Source organism: Pseudomonas sp. NPDC087697 (genome assembly GCF_044743155.1).
Classification (GTDB): Bacteria; Pseudomonadota; Gammaproteobacteria; order Pseudomonadales; family Pseudomonadaceae; genus Aquipseudomonas.
This window is the reverse complement of record NZ_JBIUVW010000001.1, coordinates 71,938-90,738: the sequence shown is the minus strand read 5'-3', so window position 1 is coordinate 90,738 and position 18,801 is coordinate 71,938. Positions and strand designations below refer to the sequence as shown.

General features: G+C 59.1%; 15 protein-coding genes. 14 read left to right on the top strand and 1 reads right to left on the bottom strand.

Annotated elements, in window-relative coordinates; all coding sequences use genetic code 11:
• Window positions 1-54: 54 nt before the first annotated feature.
• The 6 genes from ACIPIN_RS00415 (at window position 55) to ACIPIN_RS00390 (ending at window position 8,514) form a co-directional block, all read left to right on the top strand.
• Window positions 55-735, top strand: coding sequence for a histidine phosphatase family protein (locus ACIPIN_RS00415; protein ID WP_401113761.1), 681 nt, complete (start codon window positions 55-57; stop codon window positions 733-735).
• A gap of 373 nt (window positions 736-1,108) precedes the next feature.
• Window positions 1,109-2,758: a lipid IV(A) 4-amino-4-deoxy-L-arabinosyltransferase gene (gene arnT / locus ACIPIN_RS00410; protein ID WP_401113759.1), complete on the top strand. Its 1,650-nt coding sequence runs from the start codon at window positions 1,109-1,111 to the stop codon at window positions 2,756-2,758.
• Window positions 2,759-2,911: 153 nt separating this feature from the next.
• A complete protein-coding gene (locus ACIPIN_RS00405; protein WP_401113757.1) occupies window positions 2,912-4,447 on the top strand; it encodes an ArnT family glycosyltransferase in 1,536 nt (511 codons plus the stop codon).
• Between the two features lie 320 nt (window positions 4,448-4,767).
• Window positions 4,768-5,784, top strand: a complete 1,017-nt coding sequence (locus tag ACIPIN_RS00400) for an iron ABC transporter substrate-binding protein (protein ID WP_401113755.1) — start codon at window positions 4,768-4,770, stop codon at window positions 5,782-5,784.
• Between the two features lie 4 nt (window positions 5,785-5,788).
• A complete protein-coding gene (locus ACIPIN_RS00395; protein WP_401113752.1) occupies window positions 5,789-7,411 on the top strand; it encodes an ABC transporter permease in 1,623 nt (540 codons plus the stop codon).
• Window positions 7,408-8,514, top strand: coding sequence for an ABC transporter ATP-binding protein (locus ACIPIN_RS00390; RefSeq protein ID WP_401113749.1), 1,107 nt, complete (start codon window positions 7,408-7,410; stop codon window positions 8,512-8,514). Before ACIPIN_RS00395 ends, ACIPIN_RS00390 begins: the two co-directional genes overlap by 4 nt.
• 10 nt (window positions 8,515-8,524) lie before the next feature.
• Here the strand turns inward: ACIPIN_RS00390 and xerC are convergent, their stop codons facing one another.
• Window positions 8,525-9,448, bottom strand: coding sequence for a tyrosine recombinase XerC (gene xerC / locus ACIPIN_RS00385; RefSeq protein WP_401113746.1), 924 nt, complete (start codon window positions 9,446-9,448; stop codon window positions 8,525-8,527).
• 546 nt (window positions 9,449-9,994) lie between these two features.
• On the opposite strand from xerC, the gene arnB reads away from it, so the two are divergent.
• The 8 genes from arnB to ACIPIN_RS00345 are packed head-to-tail and all read left to right on the top strand — an operon-like array spanning window position 9,995 to window position 18,801.
• Window positions 9,995-11,137, top strand: coding sequence for a UDP-4-amino-4-deoxy-L-arabinose aminotransferase (gene arnB, locus ACIPIN_RS00380; protein WP_401113744.1), 1,143 nt, complete (start codon window positions 9,995-9,997; stop codon window positions 11,135-11,137).
• 5 nt (window positions 11,138-11,142) lie between these two features.
• Window positions 11,143-12,162 (top strand): undecaprenyl-phosphate 4-deoxy-4-formamido-L-arabinose transferase, encoded by a 1,020-nt coding sequence (gene arnC / locus ACIPIN_RS00375; RefSeq protein ID WP_401113741.1) that lies wholly within the window; start codon window positions 11,143-11,145, stop codon window positions 12,160-12,162.
• Window positions 12,159-14,150: a bifunctional UDP-4-amino-4-deoxy-L-arabinose formyltransferase/UDP-glucuronic acid oxidase ArnA gene (arnA, locus tag ACIPIN_RS00370; RefSeq protein ID WP_401113739.1), complete on the top strand. Its 1,992-nt coding sequence runs from the start codon at window positions 12,159-12,161 to the stop codon at window positions 14,148-14,150. Before arnC ends, arnA begins: the two co-directional genes overlap by 4 nt.
• Entirely contained in the window at window positions 14,150-15,034 is an 885-nt protein-coding gene (gene arnD / locus ACIPIN_RS00365) for a 4-deoxy-4-formamido-L-arabinose-phosphoundecaprenol deformylase (RefSeq protein ID WP_123424690.1), read from the top strand. Before arnA ends, arnD begins: the two co-directional genes overlap by 1 nt.
• The gene (gene arnT / locus ACIPIN_RS00360) at window positions 15,031-16,680 is read left to right on the top strand and encodes a lipid IV(A) 4-amino-4-deoxy-L-arabinosyltransferase (RefSeq protein WP_401113737.1); all 1,650 of its coding nucleotides are present in this window, start codon (window positions 15,031-15,033) and stop codon (window positions 16,678-16,680) included. Before arnD ends, arnT (ACIPIN_RS00360) begins: the two co-directional genes overlap by 4 nt.
• Window positions 16,677-17,021 (top strand): 4-amino-4-deoxy-L-arabinose-phosphoundecaprenol flippase subunit ArnE, encoded by a 345-nt coding sequence (gene arnE / locus ACIPIN_RS00355; protein WP_401113735.1) that lies wholly within the window; start codon window positions 16,677-16,679, stop codon window positions 17,019-17,021. The genes arnT (ACIPIN_RS00360) and arnE overlap by 4 nt, the downstream gene beginning before the upstream one ends.
• Window positions 17,018-17,431, top strand: coding sequence for a 4-amino-4-deoxy-L-arabinose-phosphoundecaprenol flippase subunit ArnF (gene arnF / locus ACIPIN_RS00350; protein WP_401113732.1), 414 nt, complete (start codon window positions 17,018-17,020; stop codon window positions 17,429-17,431). Before arnE ends, arnF begins: the two co-directional genes overlap by 4 nt.
• Window positions 17,428-18,801 carry a UDP-glucose dehydrogenase family protein gene (locus ACIPIN_RS00345; protein WP_401113730.1) on the top strand — a complete coding sequence of 458 codons (1,374 nt, stop codon included), beginning with the start codon at window positions 17,428-17,430 and terminating at the stop codon, window positions 18,799-18,801. The genes arnF and ACIPIN_RS00345 overlap by 4 nt, the downstream gene beginning before the upstream one ends.

The following is an 18,801-nucleotide window of genomic DNA, read 5'->3' as shown; positions in this document are numbered from 1 at the left end:
CTGCTTGAACGATGTCTAAATTCTTCGTCCCAATACTATTTACAGGTGACAGGCGTGGTTAATTCTGCAATGCCCAAGGACTCGCCTAAACGGGCGATCAAGAACCGCTTCATGAAAGTGACCCTCGCCGCGTCGGCGGTGATCGTGGCTGCACTGGTCACCGGTTTCGTCTTGTGGCCCCACTCTCCTGCGATACTGGCAGAAGGAAATCACATGGCAACTGCTGGTGTATTTGAACACTGGCAGGCTGGGGACGTGGTGGTGCTGGTTCGGCACGCCGAACGTTGCGACCAGTCGAAAAATCCTTGCCTGGGCCCCGCCGATGGTATTACCCAGGTAGGCAGCGCGGCATCGACAGAGGTGGGCAAAGGATTCAACGCCCTGGGCATGGACCATGCGGATGTGTTCAGCAGCCCGGCGACCCGCACGATGCAAACCGCGCAATACATGTTCGGTAAAGAGGCGACGCATCAGGAATGGCTGGCCCAGTGCGGCAAAGCCATGCGTGACGATGTCGTCGCACACAAAACGGCGCATCGCAATCTGGTCTTGGTCACCCACAGCGGCTGCATCAGTGACTTCGAGAAACAAACCGGCTTCAAGCATGCCCCCACCAGTGAGTACACCAGCGCCCTGTTCGTCTCGGTTACCGCTGACGGGCAGTTGAAAGTCCTTGGCATTGTGAACTCCCAGGACTGGCCAACCGTGCTGGATAAACGATTCGCCAGCAAATAATGATTCTGGCGGGTGCACGCAGACGCGGTTAACGAACTCAAAGAGTCGCCACTACGGCAGTTCGTCAGCGTCTGCGTGCGCTTGAAACAAGTTGAATAACTTTATTTTTTAATGTCATGCGTCGACTTTTTTCTTTTGTCGAATAATACGGCCGGATCGTCGCTACAGCGATGTCCATGCCCCAGCGCGCCCTTTGTTGAAAAAGGCCTGCGCAGCACCGAACGTCATAACCAAAACACTAAAAACCGAGCAATGTCTTCCGGTATCAAGGCCGTCTCATGAAGCGAAAAATCATACTCGTCACGCATCACTTTACTGATTGCTCACGCAGCAATCCGAACCGTCGCATGAAGTCGCAGGGAGCACGAGTAAAATGATCAAACGCTGGGCTTTACCCTGCCTGTTGTTGGCCTTCGGCCTGTTCTACCTGTTGCCGATGATGGGCCACGGGTTATGGATTCCCGATGAGCCCCGTTACGCGCAGATCAGCCAGGAAATGTTGCTGAGCGGTGACTGGGTGTCTCCGCACTTCATGGGTTTCCGCTACTTTGAGAAGCCCATTGCCGGTTACTGGATGATCGCCATCGGTCAGGCGATCTTTGGCGAGAACCTGTTTGGCGTGCGTATTGCCTCGGCAATCAGCACCGGGCTGAGTGTGTGGCTGGCTTATTTGATCGCCCGTCGCTTGTGGAACGATCCCCGCAAGAGTTTCGCTGCCGCCCTGCTCTACATGAGCTTCGGCCTGATCGCCGGCCAGGCCGGTTACTCCAACCTCGATCCGCAATTCACCTTTTGGGTCAACCTGAGTCTGGTTGCCCTGTGGTTTGCCCTGGATAACAAAACCCCACGCGGCAAGCTCGGCGCCTGGGCCCTGCTGGGCCTCGCCTGCGGCATGGGCTTCCTGACCAAGGGCTTTCTCGCCTGGCTGTTGCCGGTGTTGATCGCACTGCCTTACATGATCTGGCAAAAGCGCTTTGGTGAGTTGCTGCGCTATGGTCCGGTGGCGATGGTCGTCGCCATCGTTGTCAGCCTGCCGTGGGTGCTGTCGATCCACAGCCAGGAACCCGATTTCTGGCGGTACTTCTTCTGGCAAGAGCACATTCGCCGGTTCGCCGCCGACGATGCCCAGCACACCCGGCCGTGGTGGTTCTTCCTGCCGATCATGGTGGTTTCGAGCCTGCCATGGGCAGCCCTGCTGCCATCGACACTGGTTCAGGCCTGGAAAAACAAGACTCAGAACAGTACTGGCTTCCTGCTGTTGTGGATGCTCCTGCCGCTGGTGTTTTTCAGCCTGAGCAGGGGCAAGCTGCCAACCTACATCATGCCGTGCCTGCTACCGCTGGCCTTGCTGATGGCCAACACGTTGATCGATCTGGTGAGCGAGGCCCGTGGCCGGTCGATTCGCATCAACGGCTTGCTCAACGCGGCGATCGCGACGATCGCCCTGATTGTCCTGATCTACCTGCAGATCACCAAGTCGATCTTCGAAAACACCGAAATGTTCCCGATGTCGCTGGGCTTCATCGTGCTGGCCGGCTGGATCATCGCCAACGCCCTGCAAGCCCTTCGGCCGCTGGTCTATTGGGCCGCCCCGGCGCTGGGCATCTGGCTACTGGTCGCCTTGTTGCCGGCCGCCATGCCCGCCACAATCGTCAACAGCAAAATGCCTGACCAGTTCATCGCCGAGCATGTTCAGGAGTTGAGCGAGACCACTTCGTTGCTGAGTAACGACTTGGGTGCGGCCTCGGCATTGTCCTGGCGCCTGAAACGCCCGCAAGTTGACCTGTACAACACCGTCGGTGAACTGCAGTATGGCGCGGCTTACCCTGAGGCAGAACACCGCAAAATCGACATGAACAGTGTCCAGCAGTGGATGACCGACGCCCGTAAAAAGGGTTCGGTGGGTGTGGTCATGCGTGTGAAAAATGCCCTGGAAGAGCAGGAAGTCTTGCTGCTGCCGATCGATGGCAAGCATTACAAGCGGGGCGAGCTGGAGATCCTGATCTTCCCGCAACAACCCTGATCCTTCCTGATGCACTGGTTTGCCGGGTGCGATATCCATATCGTCACCCGGCAAGCAGATGATTTGCACTTTCTGACCCCGGCGCGCAGGTCGCGGCGTCCATTAGCATGGAGCAATCCTGCGGCTGGCGGTCGGACCTACGGGAAACACCATATGAAGTCGCGGGAAACCGAAACACGCGCGCTGCTGATCCTGCTTGGGGTTTCAGCGCTTCTCCTGTTGTTGGGGCTGGGCACACGGGAACTCTGGGGCCCGGAAACACGCTGGGCGAACATCACGTTGCAGATGCTGCAAAGCGGTAACTACTTCGACCCGTACCTCATGGGCGGCTCCTATTACGACAAGCCACTGCCCTCCTACTGGTTGATTACCGCCACCACCTGGTTCACCGGCGGCCTTGGCCACTGGTCCTTGCGCCTGACTTCGGTGATTTCAGCCTGGCTGAGTGTCTGGCTGGTCTACCTGATCGGCGAGCAGCTGTTTCGCAAAGGCACCGGCCTGATCGCCGGCTGGATGCTGGCAACCACCTTCTACTTCGTCTTTTGGGCGCGGGTCGCGACGGCTGACATTCTGACGGTGTGCGGTGTGCTGGCGGCGATCTGGTGGTATTGGCGCGGGCCGGACGACACACGACTCGGTCGCTACTGCGTGTTCTTCCTGCTACTGTCGGTGACCTCGCTGTTCAAAGGCCTGATCGGTTTCATCCTGCCAGGGCTGGTGCTGCTGCCCCATCTGCTGCAGGACGGCCGCTGGAAACGTCACCTCAACCTGCGTCTATGCGTCGCCCTGCTGGTTGGCGGCGTGGTCTACGCGGTGCCGTTCGTGTTGTCGAATATCTACGGCGCACCCACCTCCGCCGAGAGTGGTTTGGGACTGGTCTTCCGGGAAAACGTGGTGCGGTTTTTCCAGCCGTTCGACCACATCGGGCCGATTTATACTTATCTGATTTACCTACCGGTCTACACCTTGCCATGGGCACCGTTCTGGGTGTTTGGGCTGTGGGTCGCGGCTCGCAACTGGCGTACGCTCGAACCCAATGCCCGCTGGTTGATCTGGGGTCTGGGCTTGCTGTTCCTGTTCTTCACCGCCAGCGGTAGCCGACGCAGTTATTACGTCTTGCCGCTGGTGCCGTTTGCCCAGCTGCTGGCGGCCTGGTGGGTCACCCAACGCATGGAACAACGGCGGGCTGCCGGCAAAGTCGAAGGACGCGGGCTGAAGATCGGCTTTGGCATCACGACCGTCCTGCTGTTGCTGATACTCGGGATTATCGTGCCCTGGAGCAACGGTGGTGGCGGCGTCGTGCAGTTCGGCAAGGACGTCAAGGCTCAAGCCAGCCTGATCGCACCGTGGAATCAATGGCGGATGGTGATGGTCGAGGTCGACAACAAAGTCCCGATCTATCTGCAAAACGACGGTGCGCCTTTCTACTACGTGCCTGATACCCAGGACTTCCCCCGTGAAGGCAACAGCGCGCAGTTCATGGCGTGGCTGGAAAAGACCAGCGGTCAGCAGTGGGACCCGCAGCGCACCATCATTGTGGCGCACTACAAACGTGGCGATCAGCTGCCGTTGAACTACTTGACTGTCGACCATCAGGCCGTCGTCACGCAACCAGACAACGGTGAACGACTGATGCATCCCCGCTCGGACGCCAGCGTCGCCTTCATCCCCAACACCCCCGCCAAATGAAAAAGGATCGAGAGGCCCGCCGGGCCTCTCGATCCTTTCCAGCACTACTCACGTGAAATCAGTGAGCCTCGTCGACGATATCGTTTGAACTCAAACAGCTCTGTCGTTCAAACTGCCCCCCTGCGTTACTCAATCTAAATACAAACGACATTGATTAATGATGTATTTGACGTTTTTTTCACATATCCCACACTAAATTGCCCGCGCACGAAAAGCATGCGAATGATTCGCATTGTTTTGAGCAAGCTGCAGGGATCGCGGGAACTGATTGACAGGCTTGCCAACCTGATTCTTAAAAAACTGCAGGAGCTGCTAACAAAATGAATCCTCGTCTTCCTTCGTTTCTGAAAACCGCGCTGCTCGCCACCACTCTATTGGGTGCCGGCCATGTCTTTGCTGCGCCAAGCAGCGACGGCATCGTCGTCTACAACGCTCAGCATGAGACGCTGACCAAGGCCTGGGTCGAAGGTTTTACCCATGAAACAGGGATCAAGGTCACGCTGCGCAACGGCGATGACAGCGAGATGGGCAACCAGCTCGTGCAAGAAGGTGCGGCCTCCCCGGCTGACGTGTTCCTGACCGAGAACTCCCCGGCCATGGTGCTGGTGGATAACGCCGGGCTGTTTACTCCTGTCGCGCCTTCGACCCTTGAGCAAATCGGTTCGGCCTATCGCCCTGCCCATGGCAAATGGGTGGGTATCGCCGCTCGTTCGACCGTGTTTGTCTACAACAAAAGCAAACTGGCCGAAGCCGACCTGCCGAAGTCGTTGATGGACCTGGCTTCCCCAAGCTGGAAAGGTCGTTGGGCCGGTTCGCCTGCCGGTGCCGATTTTCAGGCCATCGTCGCCGCTGTACTGGAACTCAAAGGCGAAGCCGCCACCCTGGAATGGCTCAAAGGCATGAAAGCCAACGCTACCGCCTACCGCGGCAACAGCGCTGTGCTCAAAGCCGTTAATGCCGGTCAGATCGAAGGCGGAGTGATCTACCACTACTACAGCTTCGTCGATCAGAGCAAAACCGGCGAAAACAGCAAGAACACCTCGCTGCACTACTTCAAGCACAAAGATCCGGGCGCGTTTGTCAGCCTCTCCGGTGGCGCTGTTCTGGCATCCAGCAAACACCAGGAAGAAGCTCAGGCTTTCCTGAAGTGGATCACCGGCAAAGAAGGTCAGGCCATTCTGAAAACCGGCAAGTCGTTTGAGTACGCGGTGGGCAAGGACGCAGAGTCGAACCCGAAACTGGTGCCGCTGGCGCAACTTGACGCGCCTGTCGTCGACGCCTCCAAACTCAACAGCAAAAAAGCTGTCGAGCTGATGACTCAGGCGGGGTTGTTGTAATCTGATGTCCAAGCCAGTCACGTTGCCAGAAGCTGCTGAAGTAGCCGGGGTCGCCCTTGCGGTGACTCTGGCCAGCCCACGTTCACACCCTCGCCGCGCCCCCGGAGGGCGCGGCGGCAGGTGGGTGATCGCAATCTCCATTCTGGTGTCGTTGCTGGCGCTACTGCCGCTGGCGTTTGTCATCGGCATTTCCATCAAGACCGGCTGGGCGACGATCGCCGAGCTGGTCTTCAGGCCTCGAGTGGCCGAACTTTTGATCAACACCGTGTTGCTGGTGGTGATCACGATTCCCCTGTGTGTCGCGCTCGGCGTGGCACTCGCCTGGTTGACCGAACGCACCGACTTGCCGGGCCGCCGCCTCTGGTCGGTGTTGGCAACGGCACCGATTGCGGTGCCGGCCTTTGTGCACAGTTATGCCTGGGTCAGCCTGGTACCACCGATTCACGGGTTGTTTGCCGGGGTACTGGTTTCGGTTATCGCCTACTTCCCGTTCCTCTATCTGCCGATCGCCGCCACCCTGCGGCGTCTCGACCCGGCCATCGAAGATGTCTCCGAATCGCTTGGGCTAAAACCTTGGGCGGTGTTTTTCCGGGTCGTGCTGCCGCAACTGCGCCTGGCCATCTGTGGCGGCGCCTTGCTAGTCGGGCTGCACTTGCTGGCCGAATACGGCCTGTACGCGATGATTCGCTTCGACACCTTCACCACGGCGATCTTTGACCAGTTCCAGTCGTCTTTCAACGGTCCGGCGGCGAACATGCTGGCCGGGGTTCTGGCACTGTGCTGCCTGCTGATGTTGACCGCTGAATCCGCCTCCCGTGGCCATGCCCGTTACGCACGGGTCGGTTCCGGTAGCGCGCGCCTGCAACGTACCCAGCGGCTGACACGCAACACCAAAGCCGCTGCACTGTTGCTGCCGATCATCACAAGCGTGCTGGCACTCGGCGTGCCGCTGGTTACCTTGGCCCAATGGTTGCTTGCCGGTGGCGCGGACGTCTGGCGCATGGCGGAAATTCTCCCGGCGTTGAAGCAGACCCTCGTTCTGGCCAGCGTCGGCGCGGTCATCACCACCTGCGCTGCGGTTCCGGTGGCCTGGTTGTCGATACGTTCGCCAGGGCGCCTGCATCGCCTCCTGGAAAGCTGCAACTACATCACCAGTTCATTGCCGGGGATCGTCGTAGCGCTGGCACTGGTGACCGTCACCATCAGCTTTGCCCGACCGATTTACCAGACCACCATCACCGTGCTGCTGGCGTACCTGCTGATGTTCTTGCCACGCGCGCTGGTCAGTTTGCGTGCAGGCATTGCCCAGGCACCGGTAGAGCTGGAAAATATCGCCCGCAGTCTGGGCCGCTCGCCGAGCAAGGCACTCTGGCTGATTACCATGCGTCTGGCAGCACCGGGTGCAGCCGCCGGTGCGGCGCTGGTGTTCCTGGCGATCACCAATGAACTGACCGCGACCCTGTTGCTCTCGCCGAGTGGCACCCGCACCCTGGCCACTGGCTTTTGGGCCATGACCAGCGAAATCGACTACGCCGCAGCGGCACCTTACGCGCTGATCATGATTTTGCTTTCGCTTCCGTTGACCGCGCTTCTCTATCATCAATCCAAACGCACGGCAGGCCGATGAACGCTCTCGAACTGAACTCCATCTACAAAACCTTCGGTGCCCTGCCCGCCTTGGACAACGTCAGCCTGTCGGTGCCTGCGGGCAGCCGCACGGCTATCGTCGGCCCTTCCGGCTCGGGCAAGACCACCTTGCTGCGGATGATTGCCGGGTTCGAGTTTCCCGATTCGGGCAGCATCTCGCTCAACGGCCAGACACTGGTCGACGGTTCGACCGAAGTCCCCGCGCATCAGCGCCTGATTGGTTATGTGCCGCAGGACGGTGCGTTGTTTCCGCACATGACAGTTGCCGGCAACATCGCCTTTGGACTCTCGGGTGACTCCGCCTTGAAGCAAGCTCGCGTCGCCGAGTTGATGGACATGGTGGCGCTGGACTCACGCATGAGCCAACGCTGGCCGCACGAGCTTTCCGGTGGCCAGCAACAACGGGTGGCTCTGGCCCGCGCCCTGGCGCAACGGCCGCGGCTGATGCTACTGGATGAACCCTTCTCTGCCCTGGATACCGGCCTGCGGGCGTCGATGCGCAAGATGGTTGCCAAGCTTCTGTCAGACACCGGTGTAACCACCATTCTGGTTACCCACGATCAGTCCGAAGCGTTGTCATTCGCTGATCAACTGGCCGTGATGCGTCAGGGCCGGCTGGTGCAGACCGGACAACCGATGGACCTGTACCTGCGCCCTCTTGATGAAGAAACGGCGCTGTTCCTCGGTGATGCCGTGGTCATGCCGGCGTGGGTCGAAAATGGCCACGCGACCTGCGACCTCGGACGGGTTCATGTCAGCAATACCTCGCAAAACGGTGCGGCGCAGATCATGTTGCGGCCCGAGCAGTTGCAAATTTCCAGTCAGGTCGCAGATCTGGAACAGGTGGATGGCTGCCTCGGGGTGGTGACCGATCGCGACTTTGGTGGCAATACCTGCACCTTGACGGTGGAACTGAAGCTGCCCTCACCCACTACGGATGGACAGTCAACGAGCCGCTCGCTACTGGTTCGAAGTTCCGGGGTGCATGCACCAGCCGCTGGCAGTCTGGTACACATTTCGACCCTGGGGTATGCGCACGTATTGACCGAGCCCGCTCGCCGCCAGGCGGTTGCAGCGCCATAATCGATCACCTTCAGAGGTCGAATCGATCAATCGCCCGGCGCCGCTCGTTGTCATCGCGCACGTCGTAATTGGCGGTCGTCTGGATATTGCTGTGGTGGGCCAGTTTCTGGGCGATCGACAGGTCATGCTCCTCGATCACCCGGGTGATGAACGAACGGCGAAAGTCGTGAGGCATGATCTTCACCCCCACCTGCGCACCGCGCTGTCGGGCAATGTAGTAGATCGCGTGCTTGGTAATCCGCTCGCGGGTGATGTGGCTGCCACGGCGAATCCGGTTGAACAGGAACCCATCGTCTTCCTGCCCTGGCGACAACAATGAACGACGCAATTCAAGCCACGCTTGCAGCTTGGCGAAAGCCCAGCTCGGCGCATATTTGATCAGTTGCTTGTTGCCTTTGGCCGTGACCCGCAAGCTGCGTTCGGCAAAGTCGACTTGCGCGAGGTCCAGGTTCACCGACTCGGACTTGCGCATCCCCGAACCGTAGAGAATCGCAATAATCGCGGCATCGCGCAGGCCCTGAGGCCTTGGGTCGGCGGCGCAGACCGCCATCAGGTCGTGAATCAGCGTGCGCTTGAGGTTGCGCCCCTGAGACAACCGGGTGCCGGCGATACCTTTGACCGAGCGCATTTTCAGCAGGTGCTCGTGACTGATCAGGCTCAGGCGCCAGGCTTCGTTCATCACGCCGCGCACCGCGTTGACGTACAGTGAGGAGGTGTTGGGGGCATAACCGTCACTGCGCAGCGTCGCGACCAGGGCGATAGCATGCTCGGGTTGAAGTTCGTGCCAAGGGATTTCTTCGATGTTCAGCTCTTCAAAGCCCAGGCGATCTGCGGCATCCTGCAACACATAGCGCATGGTCAGCTGACTTGAAGGGGCAAGACGTGCCAGATAAAACGTCAGCGGGTTGGGCTTGGCCGACCTCTTTACTGTCATTTCTGGTGGGTCGGTAACGCAACGAGGCGATGCGGTGTCGGGTAGATCAATCAAACTGAACCGGCCTTAAATGAACGCCCCTCAACTCACGGAATTTGTGTTGAGAACAATGAAAAGTTGAGATAAACAGGGTAACGGATCGGCGATGCGGAGGCCATATGATGGGCTTCTTCGCAGCGCCAAAAAAATGGCGAAAGCTGTCATAACGGACCTTAAGGTATGAAAAATCCCTGAACATTTGCTGTAAAGGTTACAGTTAAACATTCTCGATACCGGTTTTTCATGTCCCTTTCACATTTTCGAGATTACCCTCTGCGCATCCGGAGCGATGCCTTTGGGTCGCTCAAACTGCCGACCGACAAAATAAAAGTCAATTAGTGCACTTTTCCTAAAAGATTGGTTAACTGATTGATATACTTTTCGTTTTTTCGTCTACGCTGTCACGGACGACGCTTCGAAGCACCGCTTCGAGCTGATTCGCAGCAGGTTGTGACCGCTGATTTGCCGCCTTCCAAGGCTGTTGACATATCCAAACCCGAGGTCCACATGAATCAGGCTTTTCTCCCCTTCTCTCGCCCGAGCATCGGCGATGAAGAAATCGCCGCCGTTGAGCAGGTGTTACGCTCCGGCTGGATCACCACTGGGCCGAAGAACCAGGAACTTGAGCAGCAATTTGCAGAGTACGTGGGTTGCCAGCACGCCGTAGCGCTGTCTTCAGCCACCGGCGGCATGCACATCGCACTGCTGGCGCTGGGCATCGGTCCTGGCGATGAAGTGATCACGCCGTCGCAGACCTGGGTCTCTACCGCCAACATGATCTGCCTGTTGGGCGCCACTCCGGTGTTTGTCGACGTCGACCGCGATACCCTGATGACCGACGTCCAGGCCATCGAAGCCGCCATCACCCCGCGCACCAAAGCCATCATCCCGGTGCACTACGCTGGCGCCGCGTTCGATCTCGATCCGCTCTATGCGCTGGCGGACAAACATGGCATCGCCGTAATCGAGGACGCCGCCCACGCTGCCGGTACGCGTTATCGCGGCCGCGCCATTGGCGCTCAGGGCACCGCGATCTTCTCGTTCCACGCGATCAAGAACATGACCTGCGCCGAAGGCGCAATGTTTGTCAGCGACAATCAAGCGCTGGCCGATCGAGTGCGCATGCTCAAGTTTCACGGCCTCGGCGTAGACGCTTACGACCGCCTGACCCACGGCCGTAAACCTCAGGCCATGGTCGTCGAGCCGGGATTCAAGTACAACCTGGCCGACATCAACGCCGCCATTGCACTGGTGCAGTTGCAGCGCCTCGACGAAATCAACGCCAAGCGCACAGCGCTGGCGCAGACCTACCTGCAACGTCTGGAAGGCCTGCCGGTACAACCACTGAGTGTGCCGACTACTTACCCGCAGCAACACGCCTGGCATCTGTTTATACTGCGCATCGATGCTGAACGTTGCGGGATGGACCGCGAGGCTTTCATGAAAGCCTTGCAAGAACAGAATATTGGTACGGGTATTCACTTTGTGGCCACCCACCTGCACACTTACTACCGCCAGCGATTCCCGGACATCCATCTGCCCAACACCGAGTGGAACTCGGCACGACTGTGCTCGATCCCGCTGTTCCCCGACATGACTACCGACGATGTCGAACGCGTCGTTGGCGCCATTGAAAACATTCTGGACTGAAGCCTTTGAAGCCATATCCAATTAACTGCGTGTCGATCGTTATCCCGGTCTACAACGAAGAAGAAAGCTTGCCTGAATTGCTGCGCCGCACCGAAGCGGCCTGCAAGCAGCTCAAGCACGAGTATGAAATCGTTCTGGTCGATGATGGCAGCCGCGACAACTCGGCACAAATTCTCGAAGAAGCCGCCCAGCGCGAAGGCAGTTTTGTGGTCGCGGTCATTCTGAACCGCAACTACGGCCAGCACGCGGCAATCATGGCCGGCTTCGAACACTGCAAAGGCGATGTGGTCATTACCCTCGACGCCGACCTGCAGAACCCGCCGGAAGAAATCCCTCGCTTGGTAGAACAAGCCGAACTGGGCTACGACGTCGTTGCCACTGTGCGCAACAATCGCCAGGACTCGGCCCTGCGCCGCTGGCCGTCGAAACTGATCAACCTGGCTGTGCAACGCTCCACCGGCGTTGCCATGAGCGACTACGGCTGCATGCTGCGCGCCTACCGCCGCACCATCGTCGACGCCATGCTGGCCTGCCGTGAACGCAGCACCTTCATCCCGATCCTGGCCAACAGCTTCGCCCGCCACACCACCGAGATTCTGGTGCAGCACGCCGAGCGCGAGCATGGTGAGTCGAAATACAGCCCGATGCGCCTGATCAGCCTGATGTTCGATCTGCTGACCTGCATGACCACCACCCCGCTGCGCCTGCTGAGCATCATCGGCTTCAGCCTCGCGGCGCTGGGAACACTGTTTGCTTTCCTGCTGATCTTCCTGCGCCTGATATTCGGCGCCAGCTGGGCGGGTGACGGCACCTTCGTGTTGTTCGCCGTGCTCTTCGTGTTCACCGGTGGCCAGTTCATCGGCATGGGGCTTCTGGGTGAATACCTGGGCCGCATGTACAGCGATGTCCGCGCCCGGCCGCGATTCTTTATCGAAAAAATCCTACGTAACCAACCCGCTGCTCCTGCTCCCGTTGTCACTGTCGACGGTCTGCCTTCCACCACTACTGATCAGGTTTCGCCATGAGTTCAAAAGCTGTTGTTTTCGCCTATCACGACATTGGCTGTGCAGGTATCGAAGCACTGCTCAACGCAGGTTTCGAGATTGCTGCCGTGTTCACCCACGCCGACGATCCGAAGGAAAACACCTTCTACGGCTCGGTCGCGCAACTGTGCGCCCGTAAAGGCATTCCTGTGCACGCACCGGAAGACGCCAACCACCCACTGTGGATCGAGCGTATCGCCAAACTGAACCCGGACTACCTGTTCTCGTTCTACTACCGCAACCTGTTGGGCGAGCAACTGCTGGCTACCGCCCGCAAAGGCGCGTTCAACCTGCACGGCTCGTTGCTGCCGACCTACCGTGGCCGCGCTCCAGCCAACTGGGTACTGGTCAACGGCGAAACCGAAACCGGCGTGACCCTGCACCGCATGGTCAAGCGTGCCGACGCTGGCGCGATCATCGCCCAGCAACGTGTTGCGATCGACCGTGCCGATACCGCTCTGAGCCTGCATGGCAAGCTGCGCGAAGCCGCTTCCAACCTGCTGCGCGACACCCTGCCGCTGCTGGCACAGGGCAAAATCACCGAAACCGCCCAGGACGAGTCCAAGGCTACAGTTTTCGGTCGTCGTACTGCTGAAGACGGCAAACTGGTCTGGAAGAAACCGGCTGAAGAGCTGTTCAACCTGGTTCGCGCCGTGACCCAACCTTACCCGGGCGCTTTCTGCGCCGTGGGCGAGCACAAACTGATTGTCTGGAGCGCTGAAGTCGTCAAGGGCAACGAAGGTCTGGCACCAGGCCGCGTGATCAGCGTCGACCCTCTGCGTATCGCTTGCGGCGAAGACTCCCTGGTCGTCACTTCGGGTCAGCGTAACGAAAACGGTCTGTACCTGAGCGGCCCGCAACTGGCCAACGAACTGGGTCTGGTTGACGGTTCCGTACTGCGTGGCGCTGAATCGGGCCGTGCCCCGCGTCGCACCCGCGTACTGATCCTTGGCGTCAACGGCTTCATCGGTAACCACTTGTCCGAGCGCCTGCTGCGTGACGACAAGTACGACGTCTACGGTCTGGACATCGGTTCCGACGCTATCGAGCGTCTGCGCAGCCATCCAAACTTCCACTTCGTCGAAGGCGATATCAGCATTCACTCCGAGTGGATCGAATATCACATCAAGAAGTGCGACGTGGTTCTGCCACTGGTGGCCATCGCCACCCCAATCGAATACACCCGCAACCCGCTGCGCGTATTCGAACTGGACTTCGAAGAGAACCTGAAACTGGTTCGCTACTGCGTGAAGTACAACAAGCGCGTGATCTTCCCGTCGACTTCCGAAGTCTACGGCATGTGCCAGGACAAGAACTTCGACGAAGACACCTCGAACCTGATCGTTGGTCCGATCAACAAGCAACGCTGGATCTACTCGGTTTCCAAGCAACTGCTGGACCGCGTGATCTGGGCTTACGGCGCCAAGGGCCTGAACTTCACCCTGTTCCGTCCGTTCAACTGGATGGGCCCACGTCTGGACCGTCTGGACTCGGCACGTATCGGTAGCTCCCGCGCCATCACCCAGCTGATCCTGAACCTGGTGGAAGGCACCCCGATCCGTCTGTTCGACGGCGGCGAGCAGAAGCGTTGCTTCACTGACATTGCCGACGGTATCGAAGCTCTGGCGCGGATCGTTGATAACGAAAATGACGCGTGCAACGGTCAGGTCATCAACATCGGTAACCCGGACAACGAAGCCAGCATCCGTCAGCTGGGCGAAGAGCTGCTGCGTCAGTTCGAAGCTCACCCACTGCGCGCCAACTTCCCTCCGTTCGCCGGTTTCCGCGACGTAGAGAGCAAGGCGTTCTACGGCGCTGGCTACCAGGACGTGGAACACCGCAAGCCAAGCATCGAAAACGCCAAGCGCCTGCTGGACTGGACGCCGACCGTCGAGATGAGCGAAACCATCGGTAACACGCTGGACTTCTTCCTGCGCGAAGCCATGCTCGAAATCGCGGACAAGCGCTGATGCAGGCAGGTCTTCGGATCGATGTCGACACCTACCGAGGTACCCGTGAGGGGGTACCTCGGTTGTTGGAGATGCTCGATGAAGCACAAGTCAAGGCGACGTTTTTTTTCAGCGTTGGTCCGGACAACATGGGGCGCCATTTATGGCGCCTCATCCGTCCGCAGTTTCTCTGGAAAATGCTCCGCTCCAATGCCGCGGGTCTGTACGGCTGGGATATTTTGCTGGCCGGCACTGCCTGGCCCGGCAAACCCATCGGCCGTGACCTGGGGCACCTGATGCGCCAGACCCTCGCGGCTGGCCATGAAGTCGGTTTGCACGCCTGGGATCACCACGGCTGGCAAGCCAACGCAGGGCGCTGGAGCGACGCTGACCTGATCGAGCAGATTCGCCGGGGCGTAGACACGCTCAGCGATATTCTCGGGCAGAGCGTGGACTGTTCGGCGGCCGCCGGTTGGCGCGCCGACGAGCGGGTCATCGAAGCCAAGCAGCGTTTTGGCTTTCGTTACAACAGCGACTGTCGCGGACAAAGCCTGTTCCAGCCACGGCTGGCAGACGGTAGCCTCGGCACGCCACAAATTCCGGTCGACTTGCCAACCTTCGATGAAGTGGTGGGTCCCGTCGTAGCAGCCAATGAGTTCAACTCATACATTCTTGACCGATTCAGCCCCTCGAAGCTGAACGTATATACGATACATGCGGAGGTAGAAGGGATTCTGATGGCAAACGATTTCCGTCAGTTGCTGGTCGACGCGCGTCAGCGCGGCATCCAGTTCCAGCCTTTGGGTGATTTGTTGCCCGCCCAGCCGACAACCCTGCCTCAGGGCCGCGTAATACGTGGCGCCCTTGAAGGCCGAGAAGGATGGTTGGGAGTGCAAGGCGCATGAGCAAACGCTGGGCTTTGCCGTTACTGCTTATCGCTTTCGGTCTGGTCTATCTGTTGCCGCTGGGCACGCATGGTCTGTGGATTCCGGATGAAACCCGCTACGCCCAGGTCAGTCAGGAAATACTCCTGAGTGGCAACTGGGTGTCGCCGCACTTCATGGGCCTGCGTTATTTCGAGAAGCCGATTGCCGGTTACTGGATGATCGCCATCGGCCAGGCCTTGTTCGGTGACAACCTGTTCGGGGTGCGCATTGCGTCGGCACTCTCGACCGGTTTGAGCATCGTGCTGACCTACCTGATCGCACGCAGACTCTGGAACGATCCGCGTAAAAGCATCGCCAGCGCATTGCTGTACATGAGTTTCGCAGTAATCGCCATTCAAGGGGGCTACGCCAACCTCGACCCGCAATTCACTTTCTGGGTCAACCTGAGCCTGGTGGCCTTGTGGTTTGCGCTGGACAGCAGCAGTCGCAATGCGCGGCTGATGAGTTGGGCGAGCCTGGGGCTGGCCTGCGGCATGGGCTTCCTGACCAAGGGTTTCCTGGCCTGGTTGCTGCCGGTACTGATCGCGCTGCCCTACATGATCTGGCAAAAACGCTGGCGTGAACTGCTGGTGTACGGCCCGCTGGCTATCGTGGTTGCGATTGTCATCAGCCTGCCGTGGGCCCTGGCCGTGCATGCGCAGGAGCCCGATTACTGGCGTTTCTTCTTCTGGCACGAGCACATCCGCCGCTTTGCCGGTGACGATGCGCAGCACGCCTCCCCTTGGTGGTTCTACCTGCCGATGTTGGTAGCGTTCAGCTTGCCGTGGGTCGCGTTCCTGCCTTCGGCTCTCAAACAAGCCTGGCAAACCAGACGTCAGGCCAGCAGCGGATTCCTGTTGCTGTGGCTGGTCCTTCCGTTGGCGTTTTTCAGCCTCAGCAAAGGCAAGTTGCCGGCCTACATCCTGCCGTGCCTGTTGCCTCTGGCGCTGTTGATGGGGAATGCACTGATTGACCGACTGAACCTGGGGCAAAGCCGACTGTTCAAGATCAACGGCCTGCTGAACCTGGTCATCGGTCTGACCACCCTGCTGGCAATGGTTTACCTGCAACTGAAAAACCCCGTGTATGTCGATGAAATGCACAACCTGGTGCTGGTGTTCATCGTGCTCATGGGCTGGATCCTGTCCAACCTGCTGCTGGTATTCCGACCGTTCAGCGCATGGGCTGCACCGGCAATCGGCAGTTGGCTGCTGATCGCCATTCTGCCGGCCGCATTGCCGCACTCGGTGGTCTACAACAAGATGCCCGACCAGTTTGTCCTCCAGCACATTGATGAACTCAGCCAGACCAAAAGCCTGCTGAGCAATGACCTGGGGGCCGCATCTGCAGTCGCCTGGCGTCTGCAACGCCCTGAAGTGGCGTTGTACAATTCCATCGGCGAAGTGAAATACGGCCTGGATTATCCGGATGCCGCTGCACGTCGGGTCGATACCGAGCATGTGCAGCAGTGGATGAGCGAAGCCCGCAAGACCGGCCCGGTCGGCGTGGTCATGCGCGTCAAGGGTGACGACGAAATCCGCGAGCTCGAACTGCTGCCTAAAGATGGCAAGCATTACGAGCAAGGCAACATGGTTATTCTGATCATCCCGCAGAGCGCGCCATGACCCTGATACTGCTGTTGTCAGCCTGCCTGCTGACCTGCCTGGGTCAGATCGCCCAGAAATACGCCGTCGAAAGCTGGCGCGGCAAAGACTCCGGCTGGGGCGAGAAACTGTTCTCGCCGTGGCTGTGGCTGGCCCTGGCCAGCTTGGGCTTCGGCTTGCTGGTGTGGCTGTTGGTGTTGCAGCGTCTGGAGGTCGGTGTCGCCTACCCGATGTTGAGCCTCAATTTTGTGCTGATCACCCTGACCGCCCACTTCGTATTCCATGAAACCATTGATCGTCGTCACTGGATCGGCGTTGCGCTGATCATCGCCGGCGTCGTTCTGCTCGGGAGGCACGTATGAGCCTTCGTCGCGGAATCAGCTTTGCCATGAGCAGCGTGGCGCTGGTCAGTGCAGCTCAATTGGGCATGCGCTGGAGCATGAGCCATTTACCGCTGCCCGATCAGTGGCTGCAGGCCCTGAGCAACGGCAGTATCGACCTGCTCGCGCTCGGTGTGGTGTTTGCCTCGATCTGCGCTTACGCCCTCTCCATGTTGTGCTGGCTCGCCGCGCTGCGCGATCTGCCGCTGGGCCGGGCCTACTCGCTGTTGAGTATCAGCTATGCACTGGTGTATCTGTTGGCCGCCAGCCTGCCGCTGTTCAACGAAAACTTCAGTCTTTCCAAAACACTCGGGGTGGCCTTGGTCATCCTCGGTGTCATCACTATTAACTCTCGAACTGCCAGCGCCCCAGAAGTCAGGAATGCCTCATGAAAATCAGTGTAATTGGTAGCGGTTATGTAGGTCTGGTGCAGGCGACTGTCCTGGCTGAAGTCGGTCATGATGTCGTGTGCATGGACGTCGATCAGAACAAGATCAAAATGCTGCAGAAAGGCCACGTCACTATCTTTGAACCAGGGCTGGAAAGCATGGTCAAGGAGAACCTGGAGAGCGGGCGCCTGCACTTCACCAGCGACGAAAAGATGGCGATCGAGCACGGCCAAGTGCTGTTCATTGCGGTCGGCACACCGTCGGACGAGGACGGCTCGGCCGACCTGAAATATGTCTTGTCCGTGGGCGACGCCGTTGCGCGCCATCGGGTCGAACCGCTGATTCTGGTGGAAAAATCCACTGTTCCGGTCGGCACCGGCGACACCCTGCGCGCGCACATTGAAGAAGTGCTGAAGAAAGCCGGGCGCACTCTGGAGTTCGATATCGTCTCCAACCCGGAATTCCTCAAAGAAGGCTCGGCCGTCAGTGACTGCCGTCGCCCTGACCGCATCGTCATCGGTTGCGAGCGTGAAGAAGTCCGTGAAGTGATGCGCGACCTCTACGCTCCCTTCAACCGCAACCATGACCGCATCATGTTCATGGACCTGCGCAGCGCCGAACTCACCAAGTACGCAGCCAACTGCATGCTTGCGACCAAAATCAGCTTTATCAACCAGATCGCCGAACTGGCCGAACACCTGGGTGCGGATATCGAAGCCGTGCGCATGGGCATCGGTGCAGACCAGCGCATCGGCTACCACTTCATCTACCCTGGCTGCGGCTATGGCGGTTCGTGTTTCCCGAAAGATATGCGCGCGTTGATCCACAGCGCCCAGGAAGCCAATTGCTCCAGCGACCTGTTGGAAGCGGTCGAGGCCATCAACCAACGGCAGAAGCACAAGCTGTTCGAACGCATCAACGCGTTCTACAAAGGTGAGCTGAAAGGCAAGACCTTTGCCCTCTGGGGCCTGGCGTTCAAACCCAACACCGACGACATGCGCGATGCGCCAAGCCGGGTGCTGATGGAAGCCTTGTGGGCTGCCGGTGCACACGTACGGGCCTTCGACCCTGAAGCCATGCAGGAAACCCAACACCTGTACCCGGATCAGCCGAACCTGTCGCTGATGGGCACGCCGGAATCCGCGCTGGTAGGCGCAGACGCTTTGATCGTTTGCACCGAATGGCAACAGTTCAAGGCACCGGATTTCAAATTGATCGAAGAGCGTCTCAAAGCTCCGGTGATCTTCGACGGCCGTAACCTGTACGACGCGGATCGCCTGGCACGCAAAGGCTTCAAGTACTTCCCGATGGGTCGTGGCGAGTCGCGTAACCTGCCAATCCCTCAACAGCAGTGGCCAGCTTCTTCCGTCTAA

Excerpts from the sequence above, each read along its gene's own strand:
- arnF (WP_401113732.1), top strand. The coding sequence starts at position 17,018 with ATGAGCCTTCGTCGCGGAATCAGCTTTGCCATGAGCAGCGTGGCGCTG.
- arnD (WP_123424690.1), top strand. The coding sequence starts at position 14,150 with ATGCAGGCAGGTCTTCGGATCGATGTCGACACCTACCGAGGTACCCGT.
- ACIPIN_RS00345 (WP_401113730.1), top strand. The coding sequence starts at position 17,428 with ATGAAAATCAGTGTAATTGGTAGCGGTTATGTAGGTCTGGTGCAGGCG.
- ACIPIN_RS00405 (WP_401113757.1), top strand. The coding sequence starts at position 2,912 with ATGAAGTCGCGGGAAACCGAAACACGCGCGCTGCTGATCCTGCTTGGG.
- arnT (WP_401113759.1), top strand. The coding sequence starts at position 1,109 with ATGATCAAACGCTGGGCTTTACCCTGCCTGTTGTTGGCCTTCGGCCTG.
- ACIPIN_RS00400 (WP_401113755.1), top strand. The coding sequence starts at position 4,768 with ATGAATCCTCGTCTTCCTTCGTTTCTGAAAACCGCGCTGCTCGCCACC.
- arnB (WP_401113744.1), top strand. The coding sequence starts at position 9,995 with ATGAATCAGGCTTTTCTCCCCTTCTCTCGCCCGAGCATCGGCGATGAA.
- ACIPIN_RS00390 (WP_401113749.1), top strand. The coding sequence starts at position 7,408 with ATGAACGCTCTCGAACTGAACTCCATCTACAAAACCTTCGGTGCCCTG.
- ACIPIN_RS00395 (WP_401113752.1), top strand. The coding sequence starts at position 5,789 with ATGTCCAAGCCAGTCACGTTGCCAGAAGCTGCTGAAGTAGCCGGGGTC.
- arnA (WP_401113739.1), top strand. The coding sequence starts at position 12,159 with ATGAGTTCAAAAGCTGTTGTTTTCGCCTATCACGACATTGGCTGTGCA.
- arnT (WP_401113737.1), top strand. The coding sequence starts at position 15,031 with ATGAGCAAACGCTGGGCTTTGCCGTTACTGCTTATCGCTTTCGGTCTG.
- xerC (WP_401113746.1), bottom strand. The coding sequence starts at position 9,448 with ATGACAGTAAAGAGGTCGGCCAAGCCCAACCCGCTGACGTTTTATCTG.
- arnE (WP_401113735.1), top strand. The coding sequence starts at position 16,677 with ATGACCCTGATACTGCTGTTGTCAGCCTGCCTGCTGACCTGCCTGGGT.